Genomic DNA, 13,041 nt, shown 5'->3' with positions numbered 1-13,041 from the left:
ATTGTGCCATGCGACGGACCCAGACCGACCATGTAGACTCACATGGGCGCTAAACGGATCGCGATATTTGGCGCAAGCTATCGGACTGAACCGATAGTTCGCCCGAGTGACGAAAGAACTTGATCGCCGACCACTCTCGTCGAATGGTGAAGACCAAGCGGACAGCAGGAGCGCGCCAACCGGCAGATTCTTCTGTTATGCTCTTGTGATGACTCATCCGTTCGGAAGAATGCAATGCTTCTGCAAAATAGGTAATAATTCGTGATGGTCATGAATCATGTAATCGGGCCCCGCGGCGCGCAAGCGCGCTTCGGAAACAAATCCCCCCATGATTGATACGTTGATAAGACCGAGATTGCGAGCAATCTCCGTCTCGACTGGCATGTCACCCACGATGACGGTTCTTCGTGGGGATATATCATTGGCCTGCATATACAAGCGCAGACGTTCTCCCTTGTTCACGCTCTTAAACTGGGTTGCGCGGCTCTCAAATGCCAAAATGTCCGTGACGTGAGTCTTGATTCCAAGTCTTCGCACTTGCGCGCGAATTGGTTCAACAATGTGATTGCTGACAATAACGGTGTGAACGGCTCTGTGATCAGCGGCGAGCAAAAGATTTCGTGCCCCTTTGCGTAAGGCAGCGTTGCGCGCCAAGAATTCGTAGGTGTCGTGAAAAATGGCGCTGTCATTTCTCTCCACGACGTCGATTTCATCTTTCGACATGTCTAGGTTGCGGAAGAGAACCGAAAGAGGTAGTTCGAATTCCTCTCGAAGCCTGCGCATATCTACGGCTGCGCGACCGAAGCGGCTCAAAATTGCATTAATGGTTTGAAGCACCGCATTGGCATCATCGAGCAGCGTGCCATTCCAGTCGAACACAATCGCGGATTTCATGGGCGAACGAACCTAAGGCAAGTACCGCGGCGGTAAATGCGTTTGCGATCGGACAATTGCGGATCCGTATGTCTAGTATTGCGCCTGGTCAGGTAAACGCGCGGACCGCTGTTCTGTGTAGGACGCGAGGACTAGGGAAGAAGAGCATGACCGGTTTTCCTCTGTATCTTTGAAGCTGATCTTTGCTGGAGCAATGGTCGTGCCAACGCCGCAAGCGCGCAGTAAGCGGCAAACTGTGCTTTGGAAAATCTGAACCCGACGCGCAGTGTGCCGATCCTGACATGACCTTACGTCGCTGTCAGAAAACGGACCAAGTTTTTACGGTGGACCAGCCGCAGCATAGAGCTGGCGAGCGCCGGCGGATCTTGATTTTCGTCATTCGGCGGTCGGATCCCGCCCGCCCCAGCAATGAAATGCATGAGTAGTGAAAAGACTTGGCGTTTCTGTTTTAGCTGACTACCCGGACAAAGCCCGAGGGTGGCGCTTTGGCAAAGTCGTGCAGTGACTCGTCACCGACGCAGTCAAGGAAGTTGGCGAGCGGCAGGTCCGGTCGATGGCCGGGCTGCAATCGGTGCCGATCGTGGTCGCCGTCAGACCACTTTTTTCCCGAGACGTCATCAGGGTCGGTCTTCTGAAAGAACTGAGCTTGTTACGCAAAAACCAGTGTTCATGCGGCAGAGTTTAGGGTCGCTCGGAAATCGCTACGATTGCTTCTCCTTCCGATCAGATCTGGTGGTGCTGATTTGGTCAGGTCACATTGCAGCTCGCCGGCCCGACATCTCAGCGAGCGCCGTTCTCGTCGGGAAATGCCGCAACGAAATCGCAATGAATTGGGTGAAACGACCGTGAACAAAACGGGACGGGAGTGGTCACCACACGAAGAAAGATCAATAAGTTAGAAGATGCCCACTGCGTTCGGGACGCAGGGGTCGCAGGTTCGAATCCTGCCACTCCGACCATCTTTCCAAGCACTTATAGTTTCTGTGTTTTTTGTGCGCAACGAATTGCGCATTGATTTCTAGCGCGGCAGCCATGTTCGTCGTTCCGGGGCGCATGTTCCTGAATCGGCGAGTCGCCGGAACGAGCGGCTGCGACCGATCGGCCGGTTCTGGCCACCATCAAAGCACGAATAGCCCGTCGCGAGTAGTGCTCACGTGCCAGCGCAGATTCTGAAACGCGCCTCTCAGGGATTGCCGACCTCGAAGGCCAGCAGAACGTTGCCGGGCAGGCCGCCCCATTGCGCGTACCCGGAATTGACATACAGCATGCCGTCGACGACGACCGATCCCGGCCCGTCCATGGCGCCGCCATGGGCCGGAACACCATTCACGGTGGTGTAGTCGCGCGCGGTGTCGATCTCCCAAAGCAGCCGTGCATCATCGGTGGCGTAGGCGCGCAAGAAGCCGCTCACGCCGCCCGAGAACACGACGCCAGGAATCACGGTGACCGCTGCGGAGAGGGCGGGGCTGCACTGGGGGCGGTCGCCACAGGCAACCGGCGCCACCTGCATTTCGATTTTCCCGGTCGCAAGATCGAGGCCGAACAGGCCGCCGCCTTCGCTTGAATTGAGCCGCCTCGAGCCGTCCCTCAGGAATCGCACGTCGGAATTGGCGACGTAAATTCGGTCCTGGTCTGCGGCGGAGCCCCACTCGGTGCCGCCCAATGGGCCACCTTGACCGATTCGCGTCTGCCACAGGATCTTGCCCTCATGGTCGGGATCCAGCGCATGCACCACGCCGGATTTCTGGCCGATGACCAGCGCGCGTTGGCCGCTACGCAACGTCACCAGGATAGGCGATTGTCCGAAGTCGTGGTCGGGGCCGTGGTCCTGCGGACAGTTGCTCTGGTCGGCGCCGAAGCACGCAACGACGAAGCTGTCCTTGGGCGTTGCCTGCTGATGCCAAAGCATTCGCCCGGTCGCGAGATCGAAGGCGAGGATGGCATCGCTGGTGTCGGTCGCCGGATCGGCATAGCTGTTCGATGTCGCGACATAGAGCGCCTTGCGTTGCACATCGATCGTCGGTGCGGACCAGACCGATGCGCCGGCCGGCCCGAACAACTGGGTCCCGACGGCGTTGGTCCTTGTGGGATGCGGCGCTTCAGCGATGGTGTAGGTCTTCCAGAGCTGCGCGCCGGTTTCGGCCTTCAGCGCCACGACGCTGCCGCGAAACGTGCAGCATTGGTAGGTGGGCCGAGACCCCGTGGCCTCCTCGATCGATGACACCCCGACATAGATGACGCCGGAATGGAAGGTCGGCGCACCGGTGATCCGGGCGGCCAGGTGATCCTCGATCCTGCTCTTCCAGATCAGCGCACCGGTCGCAGCATTCACGGCGTAGACGTTGGCGAGCACATCGCCAAAGACGATGGCGGACTGGCCGTTATCCATCGGGACCAGACTGATGGCCGCCCTGACCGGCGCGTCGGTCGGGAACACCCAGCGGGTGCATCCGGTTTTGGCGTCGAGGGCGTGGACCTTGCGGTCGCCGCCGCCGACGAACAGCAAGCCGCCGATGACCGTCGGCTGAGCGAAGGCCGTGGATATGCCGGGAAACCCGAACGCCCACTTCAAACGCAGCCGCGGGACCTGGTCCTTCGTCAGGCCCGCCATCGCCGCCGTCTGAAACCGGCTGTTGTTGAGATCCGCGCCCCAGCCGTTCCACCGTGGCCCATCGATCGGCTGCGGAAACCCGGCCTCGCTCTGCGCGCATTGGCCTGCACTGTCGGTCGACGCGTGCGAGGCAGTCTTGCCGGTGACGAGCGAGGCGATCGCCGCCCGCTCGTCACTGCTCAGCCCCTGCGCGAAGGACGACATCGCGCCGGTGGTGATCGCACCGAGAACCTCTTCGAACGATTTCGATTGCAGCGCGGTGCGGCTCGGCGCGCGGATATCGGTGTTGCTGCTGTCGTGACACTGCGCGCAGCGTTGTGCGTAGAGGGCGGCTCCGCCTTGCTGCGCTGTCGCAGGAAGGCAAGACGAGATCAGGGCGACGGCAATCGCGGCACTCAGTTTCATCGTGATGCACCGGCGTTGGCTTTGATGAGATGAGCGACTGCAGCGTAGCACAACTTGCCGGCTTCCATTGTGCATGGGGAGGCCGGTGGCGTGTGTCGGGCCTGATCGCGACCGGCTGCCCCCAAATCGAGCGCCTGACGGCGTGATCTCCCATTGACAGGTCGCCCGATGTGATAGAATTATAACACAATAAGTTGCAAAAATAACATGATGTCATCATCGCATCAGCGTCTCGCGCGGGCGACGGGAGGAGGATGGAATTGTCCGGTTCGATCGCGGCAGAGCCTCGGCCGTCGGCGTCGCTTTTGACGGTCGGTGGCATCAACAAGCGCTTCGGCGGCGTGCGCGCGCTGCGCGACGTCAACCTCGAGGTCGTCTCCGGCGAGGTGCACGCGCTGCTGGGCGAAAACGGCGCCGGAAAATCCACGCTGATCAAGATCCTCAGCGGTGTTCATGCCGCCGACAGCGGGACGATCGAGATCGCCGGCAAACCGGCGACGTTCGACAGCCCGGCAAGATCGCGCGAGGCGGGGATCGCTGTCGTCTATCAGGACCTCAGCCTCGTCGAGTCCCTGAGCGTCGCCGACAATCTGCTGCTCGGCCGCGAGCCGCGCGCGCGGTTCGGCTTTGTCCGGAAGCGCGAGCTGATGGCCAGGGCCGAGACGTTCCTGAGCGAGCTCGGCATTCCCCTCGATACCAAGGCGACGGTCGGCTCGCTGCCGTTCGCCTACCGCCAGATGACCGAGATCGCCAAGGCGCTGATGGGCGAGGTGCGGCTGTTGATCCTCGACGAGCCGACATCCTCGCTGACGTCGGATGAGGTCCGCATCCTGTTCGATGCGATCGGCAAGGCGACGCGCCGCGGCGTCGGCGTGATCTATGTGACCCATCGGCTCAACGAGGTGTTCGAGATATCGCAGCGCGTCACCGTGCTGCGCGACGGCGCCAACGCCGGCACGTTCGTCACCGCCGATACCGATATGAAACGGCTGGTGAACGCCATTATCGGCACCGATCGATTGGCACCGGCGGCGTCGCGGGCCGCGCCCGCCGCAGCGCGCTCGTTCGATTCATCGCCGGTTCTCTCCCTGTCGGGTGTGTCAAATGACCGGCTGTCGGCCGTCGACTTATCGGTGATGAAAGGCGAGATCCATGGCCTTGCCGGATTGATCGGCAGCGGGCGCACGGAGATTCTCGAGACGATCTTCGGACTTCGGCCGGCCGAGAGCGGCACGCTCGAGATTGAGGGCCGGCCATGGCTGCCGAAGAGCGCGGCGGATGCGATCGAACTGGGCGTCGCGCTGGTGCCGGAGGATCGGCATGTGCAGGGCCTCGTGCTCGATCATTCGATCGAACGCAACATCACTCTGCCGCGGATTCCGCATTTCTCGCGCTGGGGCTTTTTGCAGCAACGCGCCGCCATCAGGCGCGCCGACGCTGCGGTCGCGCGGCTTTCGGTGAAAGCGCAAGGCGCTTCCAGCCTGGTCCGGACGTTGTCCGGCGGCAACCAGCAGAAGGTCGTGTTCGGAAAATGGAATGATCCGCAGCCGCGCGTGCTGCTGCTGGACGAGCCGACGGTCGGCGTCGACGTTGGCGCCCGCGAGGAAATCTACGGCGTGATCCGCAATGCCGCCCGCGACGGCAGCGGCGTGCTGATCGTCTCCTCGGATCTCGTCGAACTGATCGAACTCTGTGACCGCATCTCCGTGATCGTCGATGGACGCGTGGCGCGAACGCTTGTGCGGGGCGAGATCGTTGATGCCGAAGAGCTCCATCATCTCCTGCAGATCTACCAGGCTTCCGGACAAGGCGTATTGCAAGAGCAGCCCGCATGACTGAACTAACCGCGCCCAATGTCGTCGCCGCGTCGACCCGATCCGACCGTCGCCGCAAGCTCTTGCAGAATCTGCTGCGCGGCGAGCGGCCCTACATGCTGTACATCGCCTTCGTCGTGCTCTTGGTCGTGTTCAGCCTGTCCTCGCCCTGGTTCCTGTCGGTCGACAATTTCCTGAACATCGGACGCCAGACCACGCTGGTGTCGATCATCGCGGTCGGCATGACCTTCGTGATCATCGCACGTCAGATCGATCTGTCGGTCGCATCGACATTGGCGCTGTCGGGCATGGCGGCTGCGCTCGCCATGAGCCAGATCAGCAACAGCTGGATCGTCGGCGCCGCCGCCGGGCTCGGAACCGGCGCGCTGGTCGGGCTGCTCAACGGCATCCTGACTACGCAGCTTTCGATCCCCTCGTTCCTGGTCACGCTGGGATCGCTGAGCATGGCGCGGGGGCTGGCGATGATGGTCACCAACACCAAGCCTGTCATCATCACCAACGAGACCTATTTCGCGATCTTCGGCGAAGGCACGTTCCTAGGCATCCCGGTTCCGATTGCCTGGACGCTGGTGGCGATGATCGTCGGCATCCTGCTGCTGCACTACAACGTGTTCGGCCGTCGTATCTATGCGGTCGGCGGCAATCCGACCGCGGCGCTGTATTCCGGCATCAACACCAAATGGGTGACGACCGCAGCCTTTGTGCTGACCGGCGCGCTGGCTGGGCTTGCGGCGCTGGTGCTGTCCGCGCGCTCGCACGCAGCGCGGCCCGACGTCGTGCAGGGGATGGAGCTCGACGTCATCGCCGCCGTGATCCTCGGCGGTTGCAGTCTGTTCGGCGGCCGCGGCTACATTCTCGGGACGCTGTTCGGCAGCCTCATCATCGGCACGCTCAACAACGGCCTCGTGCTGCTCGGCGTCAGCTCGCCGATGCAGCTCGTCATCAAGGGAGCGATCATCGTCGCCGCGGTCGCCTTCACCAAACGCTAGAGCACGATCCGGAAAGTTGTAGGGGCAAGGTCGCCGGCCTCCGGTCAATCGGCGACCAAAAAAGGGAGGAAACAATGAAGCCAATCTTGCGACAAACCCTGCCGCTGACCGCGCTGATCGCGGCGACAGCGATTTCGATCGCCCCCGCGGCGCGCGCCGAGGTGCCGGCCACCTGCGTCAAGGGCGTCGATCTCGCGACGCTTGGACCGAAATCCATCGTCGGACAAGGGCCGCACGGCGAGAAGGCCGCGTCGCCCGAGGTGCTCGCGCTGTCGGACGCCGACGCCGCCAAGGTCAAGGAGAAGCACTTCAAGGTCGGCATCTCCATGCAGACCGTCAACCTCGATTGGGCGCAGTTGCAGATCCAGGGCATCACCGACACGCTGAAGAAGTATGGCGTGACCGTGACTGGTGTTGCGTCCGCCGAATATCAGGTCGACAAGCAGATCGCCGACATCGAGAACACCATCCAGCAGCATCCGGACGGCATCATCTCGATCCCGGTCGATTTCACGGCGACCGCGCCGACCTACAAGAAGGTCGCCAAGGCCGGCATCAAGCTGGTGCTGATGGACAGCATTCCGACCGGCCTCAAGCATCCCGAGGAATACGCCTCGATGATTTCGGCGGACAATCTGGGCAACGGCCAGATCGCGGCCCAGATCCTGGCCTCCTGCATGCCGCAGGGCGGTACCATCGGCCTGGTCAATTTCGGCGTCGACTATTTCAGCACCAACGAACGCACCAAGGGCGTCCGCGACTGGATGCAGAAGAACCGTCCCGACATCAAGATGAAGCAGGTCGACTTCACCGATCCGCCGAAGGTGTCGCAGATCGCGGGCGACTTCCTCACCGGCAATCCGGACGTCAAGGGCGTGTTCGCGGTCTGGGATCAGCCGGCGCTCGATACGCTGAGCTCGATGCGCGCACAGGGCATCGACGTTCCGGTCACGACCGTCGACCTCGGCCTGCAATCGGCGATCGAGATCGCCAAGGGCGGTCCCTTGAAGGCGACGGGGTCGCAGCGTCCCTATGACCAGGGCGTCGCCGAAGCAATGGCCATGATGAACGCGCTGCTCGGCAAGGAAACACCGGCCTGGGTCGGCGTGCAGTCGCTGCCAGTGACGCAGTCGAACGTGCTGGAATCCTACAAGACGGTGTTCAAGAAGGAGCCGCCGCCGGAGCTGACCGACGCCTGCAACAAGGCGAAGCCTGCCTGTAACTGAGTCGCTTGAGTTCGGTGCGTGGTCCCGCGAGCCCGCGCATCGTGAGCAGCCTGATCCGGGCGTGCCAGCCCCCGCTCGGATCAGGTTGCGTTGGTCACGTACTCGACGGGAAGGCTGCGGAAGTGCTTACGCATATCCGCTGACGCCGCGCCGCCGACGATGATCCGCGAGAACGCGCCGATATCGGAGAAGAATGCCGATTTGAGGCTGCCGAGCTTGCTCGCGTCGATCACCAGGATGCTCTCCATCGCGGTCTCGATCACGGCCTGCTTGACGGCGACCTCGTGAAAATTCGAGCAGCTCGCGCCGCGGGTCCAGTGCACGCCACCGGCGGAGATGAAGGCCTTGTTGATGCCGAGCCGCCGCAGATAGGACAGCCCGTCGTCGGACGCAAAGGATTGCGACGAGGGATGATAGAGCCCGCCCATCAGCATCACCTGCGTGGCCGGCCGTCGCGTCACGATCGAGGCCACGTTCATCGAATAGCAGATCACCGAGAGCGGCAGATCCTCGGGCAGGCAGTCCGCCAGCGACTGCATCGTGGTGCCGCAGTCGATGAAGATCGTGTCGCCTTCCTTGATCGAGGCCGCGGCAGCCCGACAGGCGAGACGCTTGTCCTGGGTGTGCTGGTCGATCTCCTGCTCGAACGTGTACTTGATGCCGGTCGGCGACGCCGCATTGACGACGTAGCCGCCGAGCAAAGCGAGGGCGGCCTCCGGACCGGCAAGGTCGCGCCGCACCGTCATTTCAGAAACTTTCAGGAGCTCGGCGGCGTCCTTCAGATGCAGCGCGCCACTCGATTCCACGGCTCGGCGCAGCCTCTGCAGGCGCTGGACGCGTGTCTCGCTTGGTCGTGCGTTCGAGGTTTCAGCCATTTTGATCGCCGGGCTTGCTTATCCGATTGACAATGATCTTACAATGTTGTGAGTTTATCAACGTCGATTTGTTACAATAATAACATCCAGTCCAGCGGGCTGATCGAGCGTTGGGGTGTCGTTCCTCAGGCGGTCGGCAAGCCCAGCAGCAAGGTCAGGGGAGGATCACATGTTGCGATCGACACATTCAATCTATCTGCCCACCTCCTCGATTCGCTAGGACCGCACGGCGCCGCCATGACGCAGAGCGTCTTCATCCAGAATCCGTCGCCTTTGGCCGTGCAATCGCCTTCCCCGGGCGGCGAGCATTTGCATCCGCTTCCGCGCAACAGCGGCCGCGCGCTCGAGATGGATTGGCTCGACGAGATCAGGATCAATCTGTCGGCCGCCGAACGGCGTGTCGCGAGCCTGCCGGGCCGGCGCACCGTCAAGAAGGACGCGCAAGCGGCGTGGCTGCTCAAAGCGATCACCTGCATCGACCTGACGACGCTCAATGGCGACGATACGGCCGAGCGGGTCAAGCGCCTCTGCGCCAAGGCCAGGGCGCCGGTGCGCGGCGATCTTCTCGAGCGGCTCGGCTTTGCCGGGCGCGGGCTGCATACCGGAGCGGTCTGCGTCTACCATCGCTTCGTCGGCACCGCTGTCGAAGCGCTCGATGGATCCGGCATCCCGGTCGCCGCGGTCTCGACCGGGTTTCCCGCAGGCCTCGTGCCGCACGAGCTGAAGTTGAAGGAGATCGAAGCATCGGTTCGCGACGGCGCGCAGGAGATCGACATCGTCATCACGCGCGAGCACGTGCTGACCGGCGATTGGCGGGCGCTCTACGCCGAGGTGCGGGATTTCCGCGCGGTCTGCGACAACGCGCATCTGAAGACGATCCTGGCCACCGGCGACCTCAAGACGCTGCGCAATGTCGCCAAGGCCTCGATGGTCTGCATGATGGCCGGCGCCGACTTCATCAAGACCTCCACCGGCAAGGAAGGCGTCAACGCGACGCTGCCGGTGACGCTGGCGATGCTGCGGATGATCCGCCTCTATCAGGAGCGCACCGGCTACAAGATCGGCTTCAAGCCGGCCGGCGGAATCTCGACGGCAAAGGATGTGCTCAACTACCAGTTCCTGATGAAGGAGGAGCTGGGACGCGACTGGCTCGAGCCGGATCTGTTCCGCATCGGCGCCTCCAGCCTGCTCGCCGACATCGAGCGGCAGCTCGAGCATCACGTGACCGGCCACTACTCGGCTTTCAACCGCCACCCCGTGGGATGAGACTCCAGCGATGAGCGTCGCAAGCTATTTCGAGACCATGGAGTATGGCCCCGCGCCCGAGGCGGACGGCGAGGCGCGCGCCTGGCTGGCGCGGCATGGCGCCACGTTCGGGCATTTCATCGCCGGCAAGTTCACCGCGCCGCACGCGGGTAAGCACCTCACAACGAGCGAGCCTGCCACCGGCAAGACGCTGGCGCGCATCGCGCAGGGCACCGCCGCCGATGTCGAGGCGGCGGTCAACGCCGCGCGCACCGCGCAGGTCACTTGGGCCAAGCTTGGCGGTCACGGCCGCGCGCGTCATCTCTACGCGCTGGCGCGCATGCTGCAGCGTCACGCGCGGCTGTTCGCCGTGCTGGAGGCGATCGACAACGGCAAGCCGATCCGGGAAACACGCGATCTCGACGTGCCGCTCGCCGCGCGCCATTTCTACTATCACGCCGGCTGGGCGCAGTTGCAGGACCGCGAATTCGCCGATCAGGTGCCGATCGGCGTGATCGGCCAGATCATCCCGTGGAATTTCCCGCTGCTGATGCTGGCGTGGAAGATCGCGCCCGCGCTCGCCGCGGGCAACACGGTGGTGCTGAAGCCGGCGGAATTCACCTCGCTGACGGCGCTGCTGTTTGCCGAACTGTCGGCCGAGGCCGGCCTGCCGCCGGGCGTGCTCAACGTCGTCACCGGCGACGGCGCGACGGGTGCGTTGCTGGTCGAGAATCCCGATGTCGACAAGATCGCCTTCACCGGCTCGACCGAGGTCGGGCGCCTGATCCGCCAGTCGACCGCAGGGACCGGCAAATCGCTGACGCTTGAGCTTGGCGGCAAATCGCCGTTCATCGTGTTCGACGATGCCGATATCGATGGCGCGGTGGAAGGCGTGGTCGATGCCATCTGGTTCAACCAGGGTCAGGTGTGCTGTGCCGGCTCGCGGCTGCTGCTGCAGGAAGGCATTGCCGAGACTTTCCGCAGGCGTCTGATCCGCCGCATGGAGACGCTTCGCGTCGGCATGCCGCTCGACAAGGCGATCGACATGGGCGCGGTGGTCGCGCCGGTGCAGCTCGAGCGGATCAAGTCGCTGGTCGAGACCGGGGTGAAGGAGGGCGCCGAGAAGTATCAGGCGTCCGCCGCGCTGCCGGCGGACGGATGCTTCTATCCGCCGACGCTACTCTGGAACGTGCATCCATCCTCAACGGTCGCGACCGAAGAGATCTTCGGCCCGGTTCTGGTGGCGATGACGTTCCGCACGCCTGACGAGGCTGTCATGCTCGCCAACAACACGCGCTACGGCCTTGCCGCCAGCGTGTGGAGCGAGACGATTGGGCTCGCGCTCGACATCGCGCCAAAACTCCTGGCCGGCGTGGTCTGGGTCAATGCCACCAATCTGTTCGATGCCAGCGTCGGCTTCGGCGGCTATCGCGAGTCCGGCTTTGGCCGCGAGGGCGGCCGTGAAGGCATGTACGAATATCTCAAGCCGAAGGCCTGGAGCGGGCGCAAGGCGCGGCCCAAGCCATCGCCTCCGCCGATTGCGGCCAGCGCCGGCGCCGGTTTCGACGTGCCGCCGATCGATCGGACGGCAAAACTGTTCGTCGGCGGCAAGCAGGTGCGTCCGGACGGCAATTATTCGCGCGCGGTGCTCTCGCCGAAGGGCCGGCGTCTCGGCGAGGCAGGCGAGGGCAATCGCAAGGATATCCGCAATGCGGTGGCCGCGGCGCGCTCCGCCGAGTCCTGGGCGCGGGCGACGACGCATAATCGCGCCCAGATCCTCTATTACCTTGCCGAGAATTTTTCCGCTCGAGGTGACGAGTTCAGCCGCCGTATCGCGGACATGACCGGCGTTTCGAGCGCGAAGGCGCGCAACGAGGTCGATGCGAGCATCGAGCGGCTGTTCAGCTATGGCGCCTGGGCCGACAAATTCGAGGGATCCGTCCACGCACCGCCGCTGCGCGGCGTGGCGCTGGCAATGCATGAGCCGATCGGAGTGGTCGGTGTCGCCTGTCCCGACGAGGCGCCGCTGCTTGGCTTCATCAGTCTGGTGGCGCCGCTGATTGCGATGGGCAACCGGGTCGTCGCGGTGCCGAGCGAACGGCATCCGCTCGCCGCGACCGATTTCTACCAGGTGCTCGAGACGTCGGACGTGCCGGGCGGCGTGGTCAACATCGTCACCGGCGACCGCGACGAACTGGTCAAGGTGCTTGCCGAGCATGACGATGTCGACGCGCTTTGGGCGTTCGGGTCGCAGGAGGCCTCCGCGACCGCCGAGCGGCTATCGATCGGCAATCTCAAGCGGACGCTGGTCGATCATGGCCTCGCGATCGACTGGTACGACAAGGCCGCGAGCGAGGGGCCGATCCTGCTCCGGCATGCCGTGCAGGTGAAGAACATCTGGATTCCGTATGGTGACTAGGGGCGTCACCTTGCGGTGATAGGGAATAAGGATCCGGACCGCCAGAGTCCGGCGATCTTGAAGACAAGGGAGGGACGCAAACATGCTGAAAGGCATCGATCCACTGCTCAATGCCGACGTGCTCTACGCCCTGCGGGCGATGGGGCACGGTGATCGCCTGGTGGTATGCGATACCAATTTTCCGGCCGACTCGATCGCGCGCCAGAGCGCGCTCGGCAGGCTGCTGCGCATAGACAATGTAAGCGCCGCCAAGGCGGTCGAAGCCGTTCTCTCGGTGATGCCGCTCGATACCTTCGTCGACGACGCCGCGATCCGCATGGAGATTGTCGGACAGCCGCAGGAAGTGCCGCCCGTGCAGCGCGAGGTGCAGGCCGCGATCGATCGCGCCGAGGGACGGTCCTGGCCGCTGGTGGGTGTCGAGCGCCATGCGTTCTACGAGAAGGCCAAGGCAGCCTATTGCGTGATCGCGACCGGCGAGCGACGCTTCTACGGCTGCTTCCTGTTCAGCAAGGGCGTCATCGCGCCGGACGGGGAGTGACGAC

Annotated in this window: 9 protein-coding genes; 6 read left to right on the top strand and 3 right to left on the bottom strand. The window is 63.3% G+C overall.

Translation table 11 applies throughout. The features are described from left to right. Positions 1–213: 213 nt before the first annotated feature. Both XH92_RS34220 and XH92_RS34215 read right to left on the bottom strand, forming a co-directional pair. Complete coding sequence (locus XH92_RS34220; protein WP_194456077.1) at positions 214–894, bottom strand: HAD family hydrolase; 681 nt, start codon at positions 892–894, stop codon at positions 214–216. A gap of 1,183 nt (positions 895–2,077) precedes the next feature. Then, the gene (locus tag XH92_RS34215; RefSeq protein ID WP_194456076.1) at positions 2,078–3,910 is read right to left on the bottom strand and encodes a PQQ-binding-like beta-propeller repeat protein; all 1,833 of its coding nucleotides are present in this window, start codon (positions 3,908–3,910) and stop codon (positions 2,078–2,080) included. A 260-nt stretch (positions 3,911–4,170) separates the two neighbouring features. On the opposite strand from XH92_RS34215, the gene XH92_RS34210 reads away from it, so the two are divergent. The 3 genes from XH92_RS34210 (at position 4,171) to XH92_RS34200 (ending at position 7,960) form a co-directional block, all read left to right on the top strand. Further along, positions 4,171–5,745 (top strand): sugar ABC transporter ATP-binding protein, encoded by a 1,575-nt coding sequence (locus XH92_RS34210; RefSeq protein ID WP_371817854.1) that lies wholly within the window; start codon positions 4,171–4,173, stop codon positions 5,743–5,745. Beyond that, positions 5,742–6,734 (top strand): ABC transporter permease, encoded by a 993-nt coding sequence (locus XH92_RS34205; RefSeq protein WP_194456074.1) that lies wholly within the window; start codon positions 5,742–5,744, stop codon positions 6,732–6,734. The genes XH92_RS34210 and XH92_RS34205 overlap by 4 nt, the downstream gene beginning before the upstream one ends. A 74-nt stretch (positions 6,735–6,808) precedes the next feature. After that, positions 6,809–7,960, top strand: a complete 1,152-nt coding sequence (locus XH92_RS34200; RefSeq protein WP_194456073.1) for a substrate-binding domain-containing protein — start codon at positions 6,809–6,811, stop codon at positions 7,958–7,960. Between the two features lie 80 nt (positions 7,961–8,040). Here the strand turns inward: XH92_RS34200 and XH92_RS34195 are convergent, their stop codons facing one another. Continuing rightward, positions 8,041–8,766 carry a DeoR/GlpR family DNA-binding transcription regulator gene (locus XH92_RS34195; protein ID WP_246787833.1) on the bottom strand — a complete coding sequence of 242 codons (726 nt, stop codon included), beginning with the start codon at positions 8,764–8,766 and terminating at the stop codon, positions 8,041–8,043. A gap of 417 nt (positions 8,767–9,183) precedes the next feature. Between XH92_RS34195 and deoC the strand changes: the two genes are divergently transcribed. The 3 genes from deoC to XH92_RS34180 all read left to right on the top strand — a co-directional run bounded on the left by deoC (position 9,184) and on the right by XH92_RS34180 (position 13,037). Next, positions 9,184–10,101: a deoxyribose-phosphate aldolase gene (gene deoC, locus XH92_RS34190; RefSeq protein ID WP_371818101.1), complete on the top strand. Its 918-nt coding sequence runs from the start codon at positions 9,184–9,186 to the stop codon at positions 10,099–10,101. A gap of 10 nt (positions 10,102–10,111) precedes the next feature. Continuing rightward, the gene (locus XH92_RS34185) at positions 10,112–12,499 is read left to right on the top strand and encodes an aldehyde dehydrogenase family protein (RefSeq protein ID WP_194456070.1); all 2,388 of its coding nucleotides are present in this window, start codon (positions 10,112–10,114) and stop codon (positions 12,497–12,499) included. 82 nt (positions 12,500–12,581) lie between these two features. Beyond that, positions 12,582–13,037, top strand: coding sequence for an RbsD/FucU family protein (locus XH92_RS34180; protein ID WP_194456069.1), 456 nt, complete (start codon positions 12,582–12,584; stop codon positions 13,035–13,037). Positions 13,038–13,041: the final 4 nt, after the last annotated feature.

The organism is Bradyrhizobium sp. CCBAU 53421 (assembly GCF_015291625.1).
Classification (GTDB): domain Bacteria; phylum Pseudomonadota; class Alphaproteobacteria; order Rhizobiales; family Xanthobacteraceae; genus Bradyrhizobium.
Note: the sequence above shows the minus strand (reverse complement) of the source record. Positions and strands in the feature narration are given on the sequence as shown.

What these genes read in the sequence shown, in the direction of transcription:
- XH92_RS34200 (WP_194456073.1), top strand. Translation starts at nt 6,809, where the DNA reads ATGAAGCCAATCTTGCGACAAACCCTGCCGCTGACCGCGCTGATCGCG.
- XH92_RS34215 (WP_194456076.1), bottom strand. Translation starts at nt 3,910, where the DNA reads ATGAAACTGAGTGCCGCGATTGCCGTCGCCCTGATCTCGTCTTGCCTT.
- XH92_RS34180 (WP_194456069.1), top strand. Translation starts at nt 12,582, where the DNA reads ATGCTGAAAGGCATCGATCCACTGCTCAATGCCGACGTGCTCTACGCC.
- XH92_RS34220 (WP_194456077.1), bottom strand. Translation starts at nt 894, where the DNA reads ATGAAATCCGCGATTGTGTTCGACTGGAATGGCACGCTGCTCGATGAT.
- XH92_RS34205 (WP_194456074.1), top strand. Translation starts at nt 5,742, where the DNA reads ATGACTGAACTAACCGCGCCCAATGTCGTCGCCGCGTCGACCCGATCC.
- deoC (WP_371818101.1), top strand. Translation starts at nt 9,184, where the DNA reads ATGGATTGGCTCGACGAGATCAGGATCAATCTGTCGGCCGCCGAACGG.
- XH92_RS34185 (WP_194456070.1), top strand. Translation starts at nt 10,112, where the DNA reads ATGAGCGTCGCAAGCTATTTCGAGACCATGGAGTATGGCCCCGCGCCC.